Origin of the sequence: Streptomyces sp. NPDC012827, from assembly GCF_042900905.1 — a bacterium.
GTDB lineage: Bacteria > Actinomycetota > Actinomycetes > Streptomycetales > Streptomycetaceae > Streptomyces > Streptomyces gulbargensis.
The window spans coordinates 571,248-590,763 of sequence record NZ_JBIBBY010000003.1 but is presented as its reverse complement, the minus strand read 5'-3'; the positions used below and the strand labels follow the sequence as shown (position 1 = coordinate 590,763).

Genomic DNA, 19,516 nt, shown 5'->3' with positions numbered 1-19,516 from the left:
GGCCGCCGGTGACCGGCCGGATCACGCGTGCGTGAGGGGCGGTACGGGCGCGGCCTCCACCGAGCGCGCCGCCCGTTCCAGCGCGCTCGCCAGGAGGGCCAGGTCCGTCGGGCCGTTGCCCAGTTCGCGGACCGGGCGCCGGGCCGGCGGATCGCCCATCCGCTCCCACTCCAGCGGGACGACGGTCGGGCGGAGCGTCGCCGTACGTGGGATCCGTCCCGTCACCCGGCCCGTCTGGAACGGGGTCACCCGGCCGTCGGGGTGGCCGAGGCGGCCCCGCCCGGGTGCCGGGACGTCCGGACCGGGCGCCGCCGGCGGCGGGTCGAGCACGATCCGCAGCCGGGCGCCGTGGGCCAGCTCCGTGTCGGCGGTCCGGTCGGGGCGGGCGGAGGTCACGACGAGGTGCACACCGAGGCGCTCGCCGCTCCGGGCCACGGCCTCCAGCGCCCGTACGACGGAGCCCGCCGCGGGACGGCCGGGCGCGCCGAGCGCCGGTGCGACCAGGGCGTCGAAGTCGTCCACGAGGACGACGAGGCGCGGCAGCGGGCCCGCCGGTGCCTGTGCCTGTTCCGGGGCGGGGGCTTGGACCTGGGCCTGGGCCTGGGGCGTACGGGGGGACTCGGGGCCCGCCGGGCGCGGGATCACGGGCTCCCCGGCGCCGCCGCGAAGGGTCCGCCCGCTCGACGGCGCATCGAGCCCGCCGCTGCGGCGCGGCAGGCGCCCACTGGGCGTCTCGCCCAGGAAACCGTCCACGGCCCCCCGCGCCCCGCGGCCGGCGGCCCGCCCGTCCACGTCGTCGTCCCCGACCCGGAGGGTCCGCCCGCCGACCCGCTCGGGCGGCGTCCCGTCCCCGGCCCGGTGCCCCCCGCCGCCGGGCCGCGGACCGAGGTCACGGCCAACCGGAGAGGCCATGCGTCCGCTGCCGCGCGTGTCGAGGTCGTCGGCACCGGGGTACGGCGTGCGTCCGTCGGTGCGGTGGTCGCCGTGGTCGGTAGCCGGGTACGGCGTGCGGCCGCTCGGGCGGCTGTCCACCGGGTCCGAGCCCGGGTAGGGAGTGCGGCCGCTCGGGCGGCTGCCCAGGTCGGCGTCGCCGGGCCGACCCACGCGTCCGCTGCCGCGTGTGTCGAGGTCGTCGGCACCGGGGTACGGCGTGCGGTGGCTGCCCAGGTCCGTGTCCCCGGGCCGCCCCACGCGTCCGCTGCCGCGCGTGTCGAGGTCGTCGGTGTACGGAGCCCGCGCGGTGGCCCGGCTGTCGGCGCGTTCCGTGCCGGGGTACGGGGCGCGCCCGCCGGTCCGGCCGGAGAGCTGATCCGTTCCCGGGTACGGGGTCCGGTCGCTCGCGCGGCCTTCCAGGGGGGCCGCGGCCGGGTACGGCCGGCGGCCCGGCACCGGGTCGGTGTCCCGGGTGGGGGCGCGGCCCGCGGGGCCGTCACCGTGGCGGGGGGACGGGAGGGAGCCGATCGGGCCGTCACCCGTGCGCAGGGTGCGGCCGCTGGGGCGGTCGGGGAGGTCCGTGGGGTCGGGGACGCGCACGGTCGCACGGGCGCCCTGGGGGACCGATTCGGCCGCGCTCGGGCCGCGCTGGCCGACCATCGCCCGGGCGGTCCGGCGCTCGGCGAAGCCGCCGTCGCCGAGGAGCTCCGCCCGCCGCTTCAGCTCCGCCCCCAGAGCCTGCGCGAACTCCCGCATCCGCACGGGGTCCGAGGCGACCAGGTGCTCGGTGACGTGCGGCAGCTCCGTGCAGGCCGCGAGGCCCTCGCCGCGCTCGCCGCCCGCGCCGTCGACGAGGAACAGGCCGAGCCGGTCGGGACGGGCGGAGGCGGCGAGAGAGGCGGCGATCGAGCGGAGCAGCTCCGTGCGGCCGCTGCCGGGCGGGCCCTCGATGAGGAGGTGCGGGCCCTCCTGCGTGAGGTCCAGTGAGAGCGGTCCGCGCGGGCCCGCGCCGAGGACGGCGGTGCCCTCCCCGGCGGACGCCCAGCGGGCCATGAGCGACGCGGGAGTGGCCCGGGCGAGCCCGAGCTCGTCGAGAAGCCGCGCGGAGGGCGGCAGCGCGGCGGCCCGGCCGTTCGTCGTCGCGGCCGCGTCCGTACGCAAGGGGGCGAGCGCGCGGCCGAACCGCTCCGCCCAGGCGACGGACACCGCGTCGACGACCCCGACCGTGCCGTGACCGGCGACCCGCCCGCCCGCGGTGCGCAGCAGCCGCAGCGCCGTGGCCACGTCCCCGCTGAGCAGGACGGCGGCCCCGCACTCGCGGAAGGCGAGGGACGCCGCGCAGGCCGTCTCGTACGTGGCGGCCACGGGGGACACGGGTGACGCGGAGGGGGCCTCGGCGAGGCAGATCAGGTGGATGCCGGCGGCCGCACCGGCCCCGGCGAGCCGGGCGACCGTCTCGCGCAGCGCGGAGGAACCGGGGTCGCCGTCGACGACCACGACCGTCGCGGGCCCGTCGTACCGGGCGGCGGCCTCGGCGACGGCGGTGTGGTCGGCACTGGGCCAGCCGGGCCCGAGCGGCCCGTCGTCCAGGCGGCGGGTGAGCTCCGCCGTCCGGGCCTCGGCCTGCTCGCGGTCGTACGCGAGGAGCAGCCGGCAGTCCTGGCCGTGCGCCGGGCGGACGTGCGGGAGCCAGCCGAGCCAGCCCCAGGCGCGCCGCCGCTCCTCCAGGGAGCGGTTCCGGTCGGCGCTGATCAGGACGATCTCCAGGTCGGCGGGGGAGTGCAGCGCGGCGAGCTGGGCCGCCACGGAGCGGGCGAGCCCGGCGAGCCGATCGGCGGGACCGGCCAGGCCGAGGGAACCGGCCTCGCGCAGACCGATGGTGACCGGTACCCCGGACAGCTCGGCCCGGTCGGTGGTGCCCAGGCGTACGACGAGGGCCTCGGTGTGGTGCCGGTCGCGCTCCCAGAGCCGGGGGCCGGGGCCGAGGGCGGTGAGGAGAACGGCCGACGGGTCCGGCCAGGTGTCGGCGGCGGTCAGGGGGCCGGAGGCGTCCGGCCCGGTCCGTCCGTCCGGGGCGTGCCCGGCCGGCGGGGAGCCCGCGGTGGCGGGTGCCGGCTCGTCACGGCCACCTGCCAGGCGGCGCGCCCAGGCGCCGAGTCCCCGGCGTGCGGCCGGGCGCGCGGCGGGCCGGCCGCCGTGGGCCTCGTCCCCGGAGGACCCCTCCTCGCGCGCGTGCCCGGGGACGTCCTCGTACGGCTCCGCGAGCCCGATGCCCCGCGCGCCGCCGTGCGTGGCACCGGCCGAGGGCGGGGCGGCGGGCGCCGCCTGTCCGCCGGGGCCCGGCCAGGGGCCGCTGCCGCCGTGCGGGTCGGCGGGGGCGCCGGCGGGCCCGGGGGCGAGCCGCAGATGGCCCTCGCCGTCGGGCGTGGTCGCCCGTGTCTCGGGACCGGCCGGGTCCTCGCCCGGTCCGGTGAGGCGGAGGGCGGACTCGCCGAGACGCAGCAGCGCGCCGGGGCGCAGCCGGACCGGGCGCGGTCCGACGGGCACGCCGTCGAGCGTGGTGCCGTTGGTGGAGCCGAGATCGGCGACGGTCACCCGGCCGTCCTCGCCGACGGTGACCGTGCAGTGGGCGCGGGAGACGTCGGGGTCGTCCAACGGCACGTCGGCGTCGACGGAACGGCCGATCCTGATGGGGCCGCCGTGCAGCAGGTGGACCCCGCCGGCGTCGGGCCCGGCCACCACGTGGAGGCGTGCGGCGACGGCCGTGTCCACCCGGTCGTCCGGGCCGGGGGCCTGGAGCGAGAGAACGGCGCCGTCCACGAGCGGGGGCTCGCCGAGGACGCAGCGGCGGGCGTCGAGCCGCTCCCCGCCCGCGTACAGCACGACCGTGCCCGACGCGGGCGTGTCGGGGCCGGTGACGGCGGCGGCCAGGCCGGAGGTCACGGCGGCGAGCGCCGTCCCGGGCGGGGCGGTGACGAGCACGTCGCACGCGCGCCCGGCGCCGTGGCCGGCGTGCGGCGCGAGGACGGTCAGCCGGATCTGCATCGCCGTCAGCGGTCCCTTCTGCGCGAGATGCCCGGCAGGGGGAACCGCCCCGTCCCTCCCCCCACCCGGCACGGACGCGTCGCCCGGTACAGGTCGGCACGGCGCGGGGGCTCCCGACCCCACCGATGCGACGTGCTGGAGGCATCCTCGCACCTGCCGCCGACAACCTGCCCCCGGGTCACCCATAAGTGATCTTGAACGATCGGTGGTGGCCGGAAAATTGCCCGCCCGCGCGCGGCCGCGCACAAGGCCCGGCAACCGTCGGGCCTCCTGGAGCGTCTTCTTCCGGACAAGTCCGGGCACCGTTTCGGACGTCAGGACCCCGGGGCGGACCCGGGGCCGGGTGTCCGCCGGACGGAGCCCGCCGGGTGCCGGAACCGTCCCGAACCGTCCGGACTCGTCCGGAGGTGAAGGGCCGAACGGAAACCGGCTGTGGACAACCGGCCGGTGGTCCGTTCGGCGGCACTAAAGTGGGTCGGACACCCGGACGGGTCACAACAGACACAAGGACCCCGGGGACCAGCAGACCGACCCCAGGACCACGATCAGCAGGGAGCGCGTGACGTGCGGCCTATCGGCAGCAAGTACCTGCTCGAGGAGCCGCTCGGCCGCGGCGCCACGGGCACCGTCTGGCGAGCCCGCCAGAGGGAGACGGCGGGCGCCGAGGCGGCCGTCCCCGGCCAGCCCGGGGAGACCGTCGCGATCAAGGTCCTCAAGGAGGAGCTGGCCAACGACGCGGACATCGTGATGCGCTTCCTGCGCGAGCGGTCCGTGCTGCTCCGGCTCACCCACCCCAACATCGTGCGGACCCGCGACCTGGTGGTCGAGGGCGACGTCCTGGCGCTCGTCATGGACCTCGTCGAAGGCCCCGACCTGCACCGGTACATCCGGGAGAACGGGCCGCTCACCCCCGTGGCCGCCGCCCTCCTGACGGCCCAGATCGCCGACGCGCTCGCCGCCAGCCACGCCGACGGCGTCGTCCACCGCGACCTCAAGCCGGCCAACGTGCTGCTCGCCGAGCGGGACGGCAGCATGCACCCGATGCTCACCGACTTCGGCATCGCGCGCCTCGCCGACTCGCCCGGCCTCACCCGCACCCACGAGTTCGTCGGCACGCCCGCGTACGTGGCGCCGGAGTCCGCCGAGGGCCGGCCGCAGACCTCCGCCGTCGACATCTACGGCGCGGGCATCCTGCTCTACGAGCTGGTCACCGGCCGCCCGCCGTTCGCCGGAGGCACCGCGCTCGAGGTCCTGCACCGGCACCTCAGCGAGGAGCCCCGCCGCCCCTCCACCGTCCCCGGCCCCCTGTGGACGGTCATCGAGCGCTGCCTCAGCAAGAACCCCGACCTGCGGCCCAGCGCGGTCAACCTGGCACGCGGCCTGCGCACGGTCGCCGCCGGCATCGGCGTGCACGCCTCGCCCGCGCAGATCGAGGCCGCCGAGGGTGTCGGCGCGCTCCTCGCCCCGGACCCGGCGCCCGCGCCCGTGCCGGTGACCGAGACGCCGGGGGCCGCGGACCCGACGCAGGTGCTGCCCAGCGGCGCCGGCGCCGCGCAGTACGACCCGGCGGCGCCCACCAGCGTCATGCCGACGAGCCCGCCGCCCGGTGCGGCCGACGCGACCGCGGTCCTGCCCTCCACCGGCCCCGCCGGCCAGGGCGGTCACGGCCAGGGCGGTCAGGGCGGTGCCGCCGACCCGACCGCCGTCATGCCGCCCGTGCCGCCGCAGCCGCCGCAGGGCGGGCCCGAGGAGCCGCACCCCTGGCAGAACCAGCTGCGTGCCGCCCGCGACCGCAACGAGCAGACGCAGATCCAGTACCTCGACCCGTCCGAGGACCCGCTGCGCCGCCGCCCCCAGCGGCAGCCGCAGCAGCCCGCGCGGCAGCAGCCGTACCCGCCGCAGCGCCCCGCCCCGCAGCGGCCCGCCCCCGCGCCGTACCAGCAGCAGCCCCCGCAGCCCCCGCAGCGGCAGCAGTACGCGCCCCCGCCGCCTCCGCCGCAGCAGTACGCCCCGCAGCAGCAGCAGTACGCCCCGCCGCAGCCGCCGCCCCAGGCCCCCGCACCGCGCGCCCCGCGACCGCCGCGTGAGCCGCGCCGCAGCGCCAACCCGGTGCGGATCCCCGGCCTCGGCTGCCTCAAGGGCTGCCTGGTCATGATCGTCCTCTTCGTGGTGGCCGGCTGGCTCGTCTGGGAGCTCACCCCGCTCCAGAGCTGGATCGCCGAGGGCAAGAGCTATTGGCAGGCCATCGGTGACGGCATCTCCTCCGTCACCGACTGGATCTCCAAGATCGGCGACAGCGCGGGCACCGGCGGGGGTGCTACCGGCGGTACGGGGCAGTAATACTGCCGATTTATCGACTTCCGGAGGGTGATTTCCCTCCGGAAGTGACGTCCTGCGGCCGTGGACGCGTAACTTTGACGCGAACCGCAGCCGCTGAGGGAGCAGTCTTGGCACGGAACATCGGCAGCCGCTACACCGCCCACCAGATCCTCGGGCGGGGCAGTGCCGGAACGGTGTGGCTCGGCGAAGGACCGGAAGGTCCCGTCGCCGTCAAACTGCTGCGCGAGGACCTGGCCTCCGACCAGGAGCTCGTCGGCCGCTTCGTCCAGGAGCGGACCGCCCTGCTCGGCCTCGACCACCCCCGGGTGGTCAAGGTGCGCGACCTCGTCGTCGACGGCAACGACCTGGCCCTCGTCATGGACCTCGTGCGCGGCACCGACCTGCGCACCCGCCTCGACCGCGAGCGGCGCCTCGCCCCCGAGGCCGCCGTCGCCATCGCCGCCGACGTCGCCGACGCCCTCGCCGCCGCGCACGCGGCCGGGGTCGTCCACCGCGACGTCAAGCCCGAGAACATCCTTCTCGACATGGAGGGCCCGCTCGGGCCGGGCGGCGCCCACCCCGCCCTCCTCACCGACTTCGGCGTCGCCAAGCTGATCGACACCCCGGGCCGGACCAAGGCCACCCGCATCATCGGCACCCCCGACTATCTCGCCCCGGAGATCGTCGAGGGCCTCCCGCCGCGCGCCGCCGTCGACATCTACGCCCTCGCGACGGTCCTGTACGAGCTGCTGGCGGGCTTCACCCCGTTCGGCGGCGGCCACCCCGGCGCCGTCCTGCGCCGCCACGTCACCGAGACCGTCGTCCCGCTGCCCGGCATCCCGGAGGAGCTGTGGCAGCTGATCGTGCAGTGCCTGGCGAAGGCCCCCGCCTCCCGGCTGCGGGCCTCCGAGCTCGCCGCCCGCCTCAAGGACGTCCTGCCCCTGCTCAAGGGGATCCCTCCGCTGGACGTCGACGAACCGGGGGCCGAGCCGGCCGCCCCGGAGCCGTACGAGGAGGACACCTACGCCACGGCCCCGGGCGCCGGTCCCGGCGAGAGCCGCCCCCGCCGGGCCGCCGTCCCGCTGGTCCCCGGCGCCTCCGCCGACTCCCACCGGGACACCCACACCTCCATGCGGGTCCCCGCGCCCGACGAGCTGTCCGGCGGCCCCCTCGGCACCGCCCGAGCCCCCCGCCCGGCCGGCGCCCGCCGCCCCGGCTCCGCCCGCAACAGGGCCGGAGCCGTCCGGAAGCGGCGGATCACCCTGGCCGTCGCGGCGGCCGTGGTCGCCGGCGCGCTGGGCGCGGGCGGCTACCTGATGGCCTCCGGCGACGCGCAGACACCGCCGCAGGACTCGAAGCAGTCGTCCCAGGAGTCCCGGCCGTAGTAGGGCTCCGGGCCGGGAGCCGTTACGCTGGACGCGTGGCAGTCGTCGATGTATCCGAAGAACTGAAGTCCCTCTCCTCGACCATGGCGTCGATCGAGGCCGTCCTGGACCTCGACAAGCTGAGGGCCGACATCGCCGTGCTCGAGGAGCAGGCCGCGGCCCCGTCCCTCTGGGACGACCCGGAGGCCGCGCAGAAGATCACGAGCAAGCTCTCGCACCTCCAGGCCGAGGTCCGCAAGACCGAGGCGCTGCGCAACCGCATCGACGACCTCGCCGTGCTCTTCGAACTCGCCGAGGAGATGGACGACCCGGACACCCGGGCCGAGGCCGAGACCGAGCTGACCGCCGTGCGCAAGGCGCTCGACGAGATGGAGGTCCGTACGCTCCTCTCCGGCGAGTACGACGAGCGGGAGGCCCTCGTCAACATCCGTGCCGAGGCCGGCGGCGTCGACGCCTCCGACTTCGCCGAGCGCCTCCAGCGCATGTACCTGCGCTGGGCGGAGCGCCACGGCTACTCGACGGAGGTCTACGAGACCTCGTACGCGGAGGAGGCCGGCATCAAGTCGACCACCTTCGTCGTCAAGGCCCCCTACGCCTACGGCACCCTCTCCGTCGAGCAGGGCACGCACCGCCTGGTCCGCATCTCGCCCTTCGACAACCAGGGCCGGCGCCAGACCTCCTTCGCGGGCGTGGAGATCCTCCCGGTCGTCGAGCAGTCCGACCACGTGGACATCGACGAGTCCGAGCTGCGCATCGACGTCTACCGCGCGTCCGGCCCCGGCGGCCAGGGCGTCAACACCACCGACTCGGCCGTGCGCATCACGCACCTCCCGACCGGCATCGTCGTCTCCTGTCAGAACGAGCGCTCCCAGATCCAGAACAAGGCGAGCGCCATGAACGTCCTCCAGGCCAAGCTCCTCGAGCGCCAGCGCCAGGAGGAGCGCGCCAAGATGGACGCCCTGAAGGGCGACGGCGGCAGCTCCTGGGGCAACCAGATGCGTTCGTACGTCCTCCACCCGTACCAGATGGTCAAGGACCTCCGGACGGACTTCGAGGTCGGCAACCCGCAGGCGGTCCTCGACGGCGAGATCGACGGCTTCCTCGAGGCCGGCATCCGCTGGCGCAAGCAGCAGGAGAAGTAACACCCTCGGTACGTCCCCGGGCCCCGCACTCCACCAGGTGCGGGGCCCGGATGCGTACCCGGCCGCCCCGACCCGTACCCGGGGCGCTCCGTGACGGCCCTGCGGATTCGCGGGCGCAAGCGGAAACCGCGCCACCAGGCGCTTTGTCGACATGGGAACTGGCCGCGCCGGAGCCGTAGTTAAGGGTTTACGTCACAGTTGCATCGCCGCATGGCAGGCAAGTCGTGATCTTTCGGGCATCGCACGCGCAACGACCTTGACGCTGCTTCGGAAACTCGGAAGGGTGACCCACTGGCATGCGCAATTCTGGGGCGCGTGTGAACGGGGGCCGATCCAGTCGTGATGCCGCCCCTGCCGCGCCGGGCCCCGAGCGCTGCCCCATGACGAATTGAGCTACTGGGGGTAGCAGCCAGATGACGAAGCAGATGCGTATCCGTGTCGCGCGCGTCGCCGCCGGCGCCGTGATCGCGGCCGGTGCGTCGCTCACCGCGGCCGGTGCCGCGCAGGCCGTGGACATCTTCGGCGAGGACAACCCGACGCCGATCCCGACCTGCATCCCGGGTGAGCCGGGCTGTGACGTGACCCTTCCGCCGGTGACCACGCCGCCGGTCACCACCGCGCCGCCGGTGACGACCCCGCCGGTCACCACCGCGCCGCCGGTCACGACTCCGCCGGTCACCACCGCGCCGCCGGTGACCACGCCGCCGGTCACCACCGCGCCGCCGGTCACGACTCCGCCGGTCACCACCGCGCCGCCGGTGACCACGCCGCCGGTCACCACCCCGCCGGTCACCACCGCGCCGCCGGTCACCAACCCGCCCACCGGTGAGCCCCCGGTCGAGACGGAGGAGCCGGGCCCCGGCACCACCACCGACCCGGCCCCGGGTGACACCGGCGAGCCCACCGCCCCGAGCACCGGTGACACGGGCAACGGTGGCACGGACAACGGCACCGGCTCCGACGAGCCCGGCACCTGCACCGTGGACCTCGACGGCGCCGAGTGCGTCGACACCGGCAACAGCAACACCGACACCAACAACGCCGGCTCGCAGCCCGTGCAGCAGGGCCAGGCCAAGGAGGAGCTCGCCGAGACCGGCGCGGCCGAGACCTCCTTCCTGGTCATCGGCGCCGCGACCATGATCGCGGGCGGCATCGGCTTCCGCCTGCTGCCGCGCGTCGTCGCCGGCGGTCGTACCGCCGCCTGACGCACCCGCGTCCACGCATGACGAAGGGCCGGGGAGCAACCGCTCCCCGGCCCTTCGTCATGCGCTTCTTCGTTCGGCTTTCCGGCCGGTGCGCGCGCCTTCCGCACACCGGCCGCCGTACCGCTACGCCGTACGGACGGCCGCGAGCAGGGCGATCGCCGCGAGCAGGGCGATCGCCAGCGTCAGCAGCGTCGCGGGGGACAGACCCTGCGGGCCCAGGCGCTCCCGGTTGGCGCGGCAGACGCGGCAGCGGCCCTCGGCGACCGGGGCCGCGCAGTTGGCGCACACCAGTCGGTCATAGGTCATGCGCTCTCCTCCTCCCGCACACTCCGGCACAGGGACACCAGGACAACGCCCGACGGGATCCGGACGTTCCCCTCCCACTGTGCCAGCTCGGAGGCGTTTCGGCGCGCCCCCGCCGGCCGCGGCCGGGCGGCCGGGAGGGCGAAAAAGGATAAAGCACGCAAGCCAGGACCGCGACTGCGCGGGGGATCCCCGTTCGCGTAAGGTCACGCTCACCTACCCCCGGCCGACCGTGGTGCATCCGTGATCCGATTCGACAACGTCTCCAAGTCCTATCCGAAGCAGAACCGCCCCGCGCTCCGGGACGTCTCCCTGGAGATCGAGAAGGGGGAGTTCGTCTTCCTCGTCGGTTCCTCCGGCTCCGGAAAGTCGACCTTCCTGCGGCTGCTCCTGCGTGAGGAGCGCGCCAGCCAAGGCCAGGTGCACGTCCTCGGCAAGGACCTCGCCCGGCTGTCCAACTGGAAGGTGCCGCACATGCGCCGCCAGCTGGGCACCGTCTTCCAGGACTTCCGCCTGCTGCCCAACAAGACCGTCGCCGAGAACGTGGCCTTCGCCCAGGAGGTCATCGGCAAGCCGCGCGGCGAGATCCGCAAGGCCGTACCCCAGGTCCTCGACCTCGTCGGCCTCGGCGGCAAGGAGGACCGGATGCCCGGCGAGCTGTCCGGCGGTGAGCAGCAGCGCGTGGCCATCGCCCGGGCCTTCGTCAACCGCCCGATGCTGCTGATCGCCGACGAGCCCACCGGCAACCTCGACCCGCAGACCTCCGTCGGCATCATGAAGCTGCTCGACCGCATCAACAGGACAGGGACCACCGTCGTCATGGCGACCCACGACCAGAACATCGTCGACCAGATGCGCAAGCGCGTCATCGAGCTGGAGAAGGGCCGCCTCGTCCGCGACCAGGCCCGTGGCGTCTACGGCTACCAGCACTGACGGCGGGGGAACCAGAACACCATGCGCGCTCAGTTCGTGCTCTCCGAGATCGGCGTCGGACTCCGGCGCAACCTGACGATGACCTTCGCCGTCATCGTCTCCGTGGCCCTCTCGCTCGCCCTCTTCGGCGGCGCGCTGCTCATGCGCGAGCAGGTCAGCACGATGAAGGACTACTGGTACGACAAGGTCAACGTCTCCATCTTCCTCTGCAACAAGACCGACGCGACGTCCGCGCCCAAGTGCGCCAAGGGCGCGGTCACCAAGCAGCAGAAGGACCAGATCGAGGCCGATCTGAAGAAGATGGACATCGTCGAGACCGTCCACCACGAGACGGCCGACGAGGCGTTCAAGCACTACAAGGAGCAGTACAGCGACACCGCCATCGCGTCCGTCATCACCCCGGACCAGATGCAGGAGTCGTTCCGGGTCAAGCTCAAGGACCCGGAGAAGTACAAGGTCGTCGCCACCGCCTTCGCCGGCCGGGACGGCGTGGAGTCGGTCCAGGACCAGCGGAACATCCTGCAGAACCTCTTCGACCTGATGAACGGCATGAACATCGCCGCCCTCGGCGTCATGGGACTCATGCTGATCATCGCGCTGATGCTGATCGTCAACACCGTCCGCGTCTCGGCGTTCAGCCGCCGCCGCGAGACCGGCATCATGCGGCTCGTCGGCGCCTCCAGCTTCTACATCCAGATGCCCTTCATCATGGAGGCCGCCTTCGCCGGTCTCCTCGGCGGCGCGGTCGCCTGTGTGCTGCTGCTCGTCGGCCGCTACTTCCTCATCGACCACGGCATCGCCCTGGCCGAGAAGATGCAGCTGGTCAACTTCATCGGCTGGGACGCCGTGCTGGCCAAGCTGCCGCTCGTCCTCGCCATCGGGCTCCTCATGCCCGCCGTGGCGGCCTTCATCGCGCTGCGCAAGTACCTGAAGGTGTGACGAAACACCCCTCGTGGGGAACGGCGTCGTCCGGCCAAAGGCCGTGCGGCGCCGTTCGCCTGTCCTAGAGTGGGCGGCATGCCGGCCGGCACCGACGCTCTCACACCCCGGCCCCGCGGAGCACTCCGTGGGGCCGCTCTGACGCTGGTCTTCGCCGGAGTCCTCGCCACGGCGGCCGCCACCGGCGCGCTGCCCCGGCAGGAGTCCGCCTCCGCCGAGCGGCGGCCCGCCGTCCCCGCCCCGCGCGGTTCGACGGTCGACCCCGCCGCCCTCAACCGGGCCGCGGCCGCCGCCATGGCCGACGGAAAGTCCGGCACCGAGGCCGCCGAGGAGTTCGTCAGCCGCAGCGGTGACCGCTGGGGCGCGGTGTACGACAAGAAGGAGTACGCCGAGTTCGAGCGGGCCCTGGACGGCACGTACACCGGCGTCGGACTCTCCGCGGGCCGCGCAGGCCGGGACGGCGTCCGGGTCACCCGGGTCCAGTCCGGCGGCCCGGCGGCCCGCGCCGGACTGCGGGCGGGCGACCGGCTCGTCTCCGTCGACGGACGCCCTGTCACCGGACTCTCCGTCTCCGAGGTCGTGGCCCTCCTGCGCGGCGACGGGGTGCCCGGCACGCCCGTCGTCCTGCGCGTCGAGCGCGGCCGGACCGCGTGGACGCAGACCCTCAGGAGGGCCCGGCTCGCCACCGAGCCCGTCACCGTCCGCCGGTACGACGACGGCACCCTCCTCATCCGGGTCGCCGCCTTCACCAAGGGAGCGGGCGCGCGGGTCCGCGAGGCGGTACGGGCCGCTCCGTCCGGCGCCGGCGTCCTGCTGGACCTGCGGGGCAACTCCGGCGGCCTGGTCTCCGAGGCCGCCGTCGCCGCCTCCGCCTTCCTCGACGGCGGCCTGGTCGCCACCTACGACGTGGAGGGCGAGCAGCGGGCCGTGTACGCGGAGCGCGGCGGTGACACCGGCCGCCCCCTGGTCGCGCTGATCGACGGCGGCACCATGAGCGCGGCCGAACTGCTCACGGGCGCCCTCCAGGACCGGGGCCGGGCCGTCACCGTCGGCTCGCGCACCTTCGGCAAGGGCTCCGTGCAGATGCCGAGCACCCTGCCGGACGGTTCCGTCGCCGAGCTCACCGTCGGCCACTACCGGACGCCCGCCGGGCACACGGTGGACGGCCGGGGCATCACGCCCGACCTGACGGCGGCGGAGCGGGCCGAGGAGCGGGCCCGCACGGTATTGAGTGGCCTCGGAGGGGGCTCGTAGTGCGAAAATGACCGCACTATGGCTAAGGGACTCGTGAACGTGCAGGGCAAACCTGCGAAGAAGAAGACTGAGGACAAGGGGCCGGAGCGCAAGCTCATCGCGCAGAACAAGAAGGCGCGGCACGACTACCACATCCTCGACACCTACGAGTGCGGTGTGGTGCTCATGGGCACCGAGGTGAAGTCGCTGCGCATGGGCCGCGCCTCGCTGGTGGACGGCTTCGTCCAGATCGACGGCCACGAGGCGTGGCTGCACAACATCCATGTGCCCGAGTACACGCAGGGCAGCTGGACCAACCACTCGGCGAAGCGGAAGCGCAAGCTGCTGCTGCACCGCGCCGAGATCGACAAGCTGGAGCAGAAGGCGTCCGAGACGGGTCACACGATCGTGCCCCTCGCGCTGTACTTCCTGGGCGGCCGGGTCAAGTGCGAGATCGCGCTGGCCAAGGGCAAGAAGGAGTACGACAAGCGTCAGACGCTGCGCGAGAAGCAGGACACGCGCGAGGCGAGCCGGGCCATCGCGGCGGCGCGCCGCCGGGAGCGGGCGGCGAAGCTCGCCGCGGGCGGCTGACGCCGGGAATACGCTGGCACGGGTGGCCGTTGGTCACGTACGATGGGCCACGCACCTCACCGAGGGTGCGTGCATTTGAAAAATCAACATGGGGATGATCGGTTTCGACAGCGGATGTCGAAGCAGGGGAAGCGTGTCGAGGAAGCGGCAATGATCTCGTTAACCACATGCCGAAACCAATAATCGCCAACACCAAGCGCGATTCCTTCGCCCTCGCTGCCTAAGTAGCGACTTGCGAAGTGTCAGCCCGGGGCTGTTCCCGACCCGGATCCTGGCATCATGCAGGGAACTAAACCTTGATCCCGGTCACGGGGTGAAGAGGGAAATCAAACAGTGACTGAGCCCGTTCCGGACTTGTCTGGGTGATCCGGAGGGCCGAGAAACTCGTACCAGACTGCACACGGAGAAGCCCTGGTTCCGCACCGTTGGACGCGGGTTCGATTCCCGCCATCTCCACTCATCCCATGTGGGCAGAGGCCCGGCAGTCGCGACGCGACCGCCGGGCCTCTGCCATGTCGTCGTTGACCCGGTCGATGAGAGGAAAGAGCGTGGCTCTTGCTCCACTCGCGCCGGTGAGGGCGGACGCCGCCCGCCGGCCTTGCTGATCGCGCCGGGCCAGTGGGGCGACGCCCCGCAGTTCATCCCTGTGATGGAACGCATCCGAGTCGCCCGACTCGATGGTGGGCGCCCGCGCACCCGGCCGGGCCATCTCGGCGGCGACAAGGCGTATTCCTCTCGCCGCAACCGCCGCTACCTGCGACGACGCCAGATCAAGCACACAATCCCCGAACCGAGGAACCAGCGGGCCGACCGCCGGCGCCGGGGCAGCGGGGGCGGTCGCCCCGCCGGCTTCGACAAGACGGTTTACAAGAGGAGGTACGAAGTCGAGCGGACGATCAATGCCCTCAAGAACTTCCGGGCTGTGGTCACGAGGTTCGACAAGCGTGCCTACGTCTTCCACGGCACCGTCACCGTCGCTTCGATCAGACTCCGGCTCCGCTTGTGACCGGCTGCATGGGCCTAGACGCCGGTCCGTCCGTCGACGAGTTCTCGCACGATGTCGAGATGCCCGTTGTGTCGGGAGATCTCTTCGATGAGGTGGAGGATGACCCAACGGAGGTCCACGCGGCGGCCGTCGCTGATGGGGCGCTTGGCCCTTGAGTCCAAGTCGTGGTCGGACAGCAGGCGTCGGTAGCGGTCGCTCTGCTCTTCGTATTCGGCGAGAAGCTGGGGCAACGGGATCTCGACAGCTGTGCGCATCTCGGGGTCGGGGTCGTCCTCACTCGCCCGCGTGAGCGGACCCGCGGGTTCCTCCCCGAGGAACATCACTTGGACCCAGTGGTACTCGACCCACCGCAGATGGCTGATCAGCCCACACAGGGTCATCAGCGGGGATTTCGGAAGCGGGGCGCTGCGGGCATCTTCCACGGACACGCCCTCACACTTGGCTACCGCCGTGTCACGGGCGTAGTCCAGAAAGGTGATCAGCTGCGTGCGCTCGTCCCAGGTGGGAGGCGTATCGGTTCGTTGCGTCATCGCGGGGAGTCTCCCGCAGGTCGTAGGGGTGGTCGAGTGATTAATGAGCGCGACCCCGTCGGGTACTGCCTCATCCGCCTTGGGCACCCCGGCAAGATCAGCCGGACAGGTCCTGGTCCCGCACGGTGGTACCGGTGAGCGTCGCGGTCCGGAGTCCCGCCGTCAGGAGCAGGGCCAGGGCCGCCGCTGCCGCCGGGAGGAGGTAGCCGAAGGCGGCGAACGGGGCGTGGTCGGCGGCGAAGCCGCCGGTGGCCGAACCCGCCGCGATGCCGGCGAGCAGGGCCGTCACGGCGAGCGTCATGCCCTCGTTGAGCTGCGCGGGCGGCGTGAGCCGCTGGACCAGGCCCATCCCCGTCACCATCGTCGGCGCCGTCGCCATGCCCGCGACAAGGAGACCGCCGGCCAGGGCGAGGAGCGAGCCGGTCGACGCGGCCAGCAGCGGCAGCGTCATCAAGGCGGCCATCGCGGCCAGGCAGGCACGCAGCCGGGCGGAGCGCCGGGCACGGCCGTACAGGAGCCCCGCCGCGCAGGAGCCCGCCGCCTGGAGGGCGAGGACGGGGCCGGCGACCGGGCCGTCCACGAACGCCAGCGTCACCACCTCCATCGACCCGAAGACGGCGCCCGTCGCGAGGAAGACCGCGAGGAGGGGCAGCATCCCGGGCGCGCGGACCGGCGAGCCCGCCGCCGTCCGCGCGGCGACCGGCGGCTCCGTGGACCGCTGCGCCGCGAAGAGGAGCACCCCGGTCAGGAACAGGGCGGCGGCGACCAGCGTCCCCGCCTCCGGGAACAGCGCCGAGCACAGCACCGCCGCCAGGACCGGGCCCAGCACGAAGCACAGCTCGTCGGCGGCCTGCTCGAAGGAGTTGGCCGTGTGCAGGGCCGCCGGGTCGCCCTTCAGCAGGTGCGCCCAGCGGGCCCGGGACATGCCCCCGGTGTTCGGGGTGGTCGCGGTCAGGGCGGCGGTGGCGAAGAGGGCCCACAGGGGCGCCCGTTCGTGCACCCACAGCGCCGTCAGGACGTGGCCCAGGACCGCGTACAGCGTGGCCGGGACGGCGACCCGGGCCTGCCCGTACCGGTCGACCAGGCGGGCGATCAGCGGGGCGGTGACCGAACCGACGGCGAGGCCGGTGGCCGTCACCGAGCCCGCCAGCGCGTAGGAGTCGTACGCCGCGGAGATCATCATCACGTCGGCGACGCCGAACATGCCCATCGGCAGCCGGGCGACGAGGTTGCCCGCCGTGAAGGCGCGGGTGCCCGGGAGGGCGAAGAGACGGCGGTACGGGCCGGCCGGCCGGGCGCGTGGCGTGTCGCGGAAGCGCGGCGCGAGGGCAGGGCCCGCCGGGGTGATCGTGAGGTCCGGGTGAGGCATGGATCAAGGTTCGGGCGGGAGGCCCGCCCCGGTCCAACACCTGATCGGTGGTGATTCACGCACCTGTGTTGTTGAATGCGGCGTGGCCACTCCGCACGACATCGACCCCCGGCTGCTGCGCGCCTTCACCGCCGTCGCCGAGGAGCTCCACTTCACCCGCGCCGCCGGACGGCTCTACGTCGCCCAGCAGGCCCTCAGCCGGGACGTCCGGCGCCTGGAGCGGGAGCTCGGCGCCGACCTCTTCCTCCGCACCACCCGGCAGGTGACCCTCACCCCGGACGGCGAACGCCTCCTGCCGTACGCCCGCCGGGTGCTGGCCGCCCACGACGAACTCCGCGACGCCTTCCGTGCCGAGCCGCGGCCCCTCCTGGTCGACCTCAACAGCCCCGGCCTCGCCCACGAGCGCGTCCTCGCCCGGGCCCGCGAACTCGCCCCCGACCAGGAGCTGATGGCCCGCTTCGAGAGCGGACTCACCGGCGCCGTACGGGACATCCTCGCCGGGCGGCTGGACGTCTCCTTCGGCCGGTACGGAGGTCTCGACCCCCGTTTCCGCGACCGGCTGGACACGCAGTTCGTACGGTACGAGCCGATGGCCGTGATCCTGCCCGAGGACCACCCGCTCGCGGGGCTCGGCGAGGTGCCGCTCGGCAAGCTCGCCGGCGAGTCCGTCTACGCGGGCGCCGGCAACGACCGCACCCCCGAGTGGACCGACCTCGCCGTCCGTCTCTTCGCCGGGCGCGGCATCGCCCTCTCCCCGCCCGCCCCGCTCGCGGTCGGCAAGGAGGAGTTCCGGCGCATCATGGCCAAGTACCGCCACCCCGTCCTCGCCGTGGTCGACTTCCCCGCCATGCCCGGCTGCGTCCTGCGGCCCCTCGTCGACCCCGTCCCCCTCTCACCGGTGAGCCTGGTGTGGCGCAAGGGGCTCAGGCACCCCGGACTCGACGCCCTGCGCCGGGCGGCCGCCGAGATCGGCGCCCAGGAGGGCTGGCTGCTGCGCCCGCCCGGCTCCTGGCTCCCCGACGACGAACCCGGACTGCCGCGGACCCGGCCGGGCACGGCCTGAGCCGGAGCGCGAAGGGGGCGCTCACAGGCGCCCCGCGCCCCGGGTGAGAGCAAGGTTCCGCCCCCGTCACCTCACGCCACCGCCCTGAAACGCGGCCTCCCTAGCGTCGGTCACCTCAGGGATCCGACTCCGTGGAGGTACGTGATGGGTGGCCGCTGGATCGAACGCTGGGAGCCGGAGGACGAGACCTTCTGGCGCGAAGGCGGGGAACGCGTCGCCAAGAGGAACCTCCTCTTCTCCGTGTTCTCCGAGCACATCGGCTTCTCCATCTGGAGCCTCTGGTCCGTGATGGTCCTGTTCATGGGACCCCAGTACGGCATCGACCCGGCCGGCAAGTTCTTTCTGATCGCCACCGCCACCGTCGTCGGCGCGCTGATCCGCATCCCGTACACCTTCGCCGTCGCCCGCTTCGGCGGCCGCAACTGGACCGTCTTCAGCGCCCTGCTGCTGCTCCTCCCCACGGGCCTCGCCTTCGCCGTGATGGAGCCCGGCACCTCGTACTCCACCTTCGTCGTGGTGGCCGCCCTCACCGGCGTCGGCGGCGGCAACTTCGCCTCCTCCATGACCAACATCAACGCCTTCTTCCCGCTCCGGAAGAAGGGCTGGGCCCTCGGACTCAACGCCGGCGGCGGCAACATCGGCGTCCCCGTCGTCCAGCTCGTCGGCCTGCTCGTCATCGGCACCGCCGGCGCCCTGCACCCCCGGATCGTGCTCGGCGTCTACCTGCCCCTGATCGTCGTCGCCGCCGTCTGCTCGGCCCTCTTCATGGACAACCTCGCCCCCGTCCGGAACGACACCGGCGCCGTCAGGGAAGCCGTCCGCGCCCGCCACACCTGGATCATGGCCTTCCTCTACATCGGCACCTTCGGCTCCTTCATCGGCTACAGCTTCGCCTTCGGCCTGGTGCTCCAGACCCAGTTCGGCCGCACTCCGCTCCAGGCCGCCTCCCTCACCTTCATCGGCCCCCTCCTCGGCTCCCTCATCCGGCCCGTCGGCGGCGCCCTCGCCGACCGGCACGGCGGCGCCCGCATCACCCTGGGCACCTTCGCCGCCATGGCCGCCGCCACCGGTGTCGTCCTCCACGCCTCCGTCACCGCCTCGCTCCCCGTCTTCCTCGTCGGCTTCATCGCCCTCTTCGTCCTCAGCGGCCTCGGCAACGGCTCCACCTTCAAGATGATCCCGGCGATCTTCCTCGCCCAGGGCCACCGCAAGGGCCTCACCGGCGAGACCGCCGAGGCCTACGGACGGCGGCTCTCCGGCGCCTCCATGGGCCTCATCGGCGCCATCGGCGCCCTCGGCGGCCTCGGCATCAACCTCGCCTTCCGCCAGTCCTTCCTGACCGTCGGCAGCGGCACCGGCGCCTTCGTCGCCTTCCTCGCCTACTACGCGGCCTGCATGGCCGTCACCTGGGCGGTATACCTTCGAAGGACGAGCCCCGTCCCCGACACCGCCGAGGGCGCGGAGCAGCCCGAGACCCGGCCCGGATACGCGAAGGTGTGATCTGCCGTGCACGGCGCGGA

14 protein-coding genes, 1 other RNA gene and 1 pseudogene are annotated in these 19,516 nt (G+C 73.7%); 12 read left to right on the top strand and 4 right to left on the bottom strand.

Translation table 11 applies throughout. The features are described 5' to 3' along the window. Positions 1–21: 21 nt before the first annotated feature. Positions 22–3,978: an FtsK/SpoIIIE domain-containing protein gene (locus ACFY60_RS09215; RefSeq protein WP_388609137.1), complete on the bottom strand. Its 3,957-nt coding sequence runs from the start codon at positions 3,976–3,978 to the stop codon at positions 22–24. A gap of 564 nt (positions 3,979–4,542) precedes the next feature. Between ACFY60_RS09215 and ACFY60_RS09210 the strand changes: the two genes are divergently transcribed. The 4 genes from ACFY60_RS09210 (at position 4,543) to ACFY60_RS09195 (ending at position 10,029) form a co-directional block, all read left to right on the top strand. Then, on the top strand, positions 4,543–6,318 hold the full coding sequence (locus ACFY60_RS09210) for a serine/threonine-protein kinase (RefSeq protein WP_388609135.1): 1,776 nt from the start codon (positions 4,543–4,545) through the stop codon (positions 6,316–6,318). A 107-nt stretch (positions 6,319–6,425) separates the two neighbouring features. Then, complete coding sequence (locus tag ACFY60_RS09205; protein WP_388609133.1) at positions 6,426–7,682, top strand: serine/threonine-protein kinase; 1,257 nt, start codon at positions 6,426–6,428, stop codon at positions 7,680–7,682. Between the two features lie 35 nt (positions 7,683–7,717). Then, positions 7,718–8,824, top strand: a complete 1,107-nt coding sequence (gene prfB / locus ACFY60_RS09200; RefSeq protein ID WP_388609131.1) for a peptide chain release factor 2 — start codon at positions 7,718–7,720, stop codon at positions 8,822–8,824. A 413-nt stretch (positions 8,825–9,237) separates the two neighbouring features. Beyond that, positions 9,238–10,029 (top strand): LPXTG cell wall anchor domain-containing protein, encoded by a 792-nt coding sequence (locus ACFY60_RS09195; RefSeq protein WP_388609130.1) that lies wholly within the window; start codon positions 9,238–9,240, stop codon positions 10,027–10,029. Between the two features lie 123 nt (positions 10,030–10,152). On the opposite strand, the gene ACFY60_RS09190 is transcribed toward ACFY60_RS09195, so the two are convergent. Then, entirely contained in the window at positions 10,153–10,335 is a 183-nt protein-coding gene (locus ACFY60_RS09190) for a hypothetical protein (RefSeq protein WP_309050224.1), read from the bottom strand. Positions 10,336–10,575: 240 nt separating this feature from the next. On the opposite strand from ACFY60_RS09190, the gene ftsE reads away from it, so the two are divergent. The 6 genes and pseudogenes from ftsE to ACFY60_RS09160 all read left to right on the top strand — a co-directional run. After that, positions 10,576–11,265, top strand: a complete 690-nt coding sequence (ftsE, locus tag ACFY60_RS09185; protein ID WP_030223113.1) for a cell division ATP-binding protein FtsE — start codon at positions 10,576–10,578, stop codon at positions 11,263–11,265. 21 nt (positions 11,266–11,286) lie between these two features. Continuing rightward, on the top strand, positions 11,287–12,204 hold the full coding sequence (gene ftsX / locus ACFY60_RS09180; protein WP_309050225.1) for a permease-like cell division protein FtsX: 918 nt from the start codon (positions 11,287–11,289) through the stop codon (positions 12,202–12,204). Between the two features lie 78 nt (positions 12,205–12,282). After that, a complete protein-coding gene (locus ACFY60_RS09175) occupies positions 12,283–13,458 on the top strand; it encodes a S41 family peptidase (RefSeq protein WP_388609127.1) in 1,176 nt (391 codons plus the stop codon). 18 nt (positions 13,459–13,476) lie between these two features. Then, the gene (gene smpB, locus ACFY60_RS09170) at positions 13,477–14,028 is read left to right on the top strand and encodes an SsrA-binding protein SmpB (protein WP_309050227.1); all 552 of its coding nucleotides are present in this window, start codon (positions 13,477–13,479) and stop codon (positions 14,026–14,028) included. Between the two features lie 90 nt (positions 14,029–14,118). Beyond that, positions 14,119–14,487, top strand: a transfer-messenger RNA (tmRNA) gene (gene ssrA, locus ACFY60_RS09165). Positions 14,488–14,596: 109 nt separating this feature from the next. Beyond that, positions 14,597–15,034, top strand: a pseudogene (locus tag ACFY60_RS09160) (transposase); the annotation flags it as partial. 14 nt (positions 15,035–15,048) lie between these two features. On the opposite strand, the gene ACFY60_RS09155 reads toward ACFY60_RS09160, so the two are convergent. Both ACFY60_RS09155 and ACFY60_RS09150 read right to left on the bottom strand, forming a co-directional pair. Next, the gene (locus tag ACFY60_RS09155) at positions 15,049–15,564 is read right to left on the bottom strand and encodes a DinB family protein (RefSeq protein WP_388609125.1); all 516 of its coding nucleotides are present in this window, start codon (positions 15,562–15,564) and stop codon (positions 15,049–15,051) included. A gap of 97 nt (positions 15,565–15,661) precedes the next feature. Next, positions 15,662–16,933, bottom strand: coding sequence for an MFS transporter (locus ACFY60_RS09150; protein ID WP_388609122.1), 1,272 nt, complete (start codon positions 16,931–16,933; stop codon positions 15,662–15,664). A gap of 82 nt (positions 16,934–17,015) precedes the next feature. On the opposite strand from ACFY60_RS09150, the gene ACFY60_RS09145 reads away from it, so the two are divergent. Both ACFY60_RS09145 and ACFY60_RS09140 read left to right on the top strand, forming a co-directional pair. Continuing rightward, positions 17,016–17,996 (top strand): LysR family transcriptional regulator, encoded by a 981-nt coding sequence (locus ACFY60_RS09145; protein ID WP_388609121.1) that lies wholly within the window; start codon positions 17,016–17,018, stop codon positions 17,994–17,996. Positions 17,997–18,140: 144 nt separating this feature from the next. Continuing rightward, complete coding sequence (locus ACFY60_RS09140; RefSeq protein WP_388609119.1) at positions 18,141–19,496, top strand: nitrate/nitrite transporter; 1,356 nt, start codon at positions 18,141–18,143, stop codon at positions 19,494–19,496. The last annotated feature ends 20 nt before the right edge of the window (positions 19,497–19,516 follow it).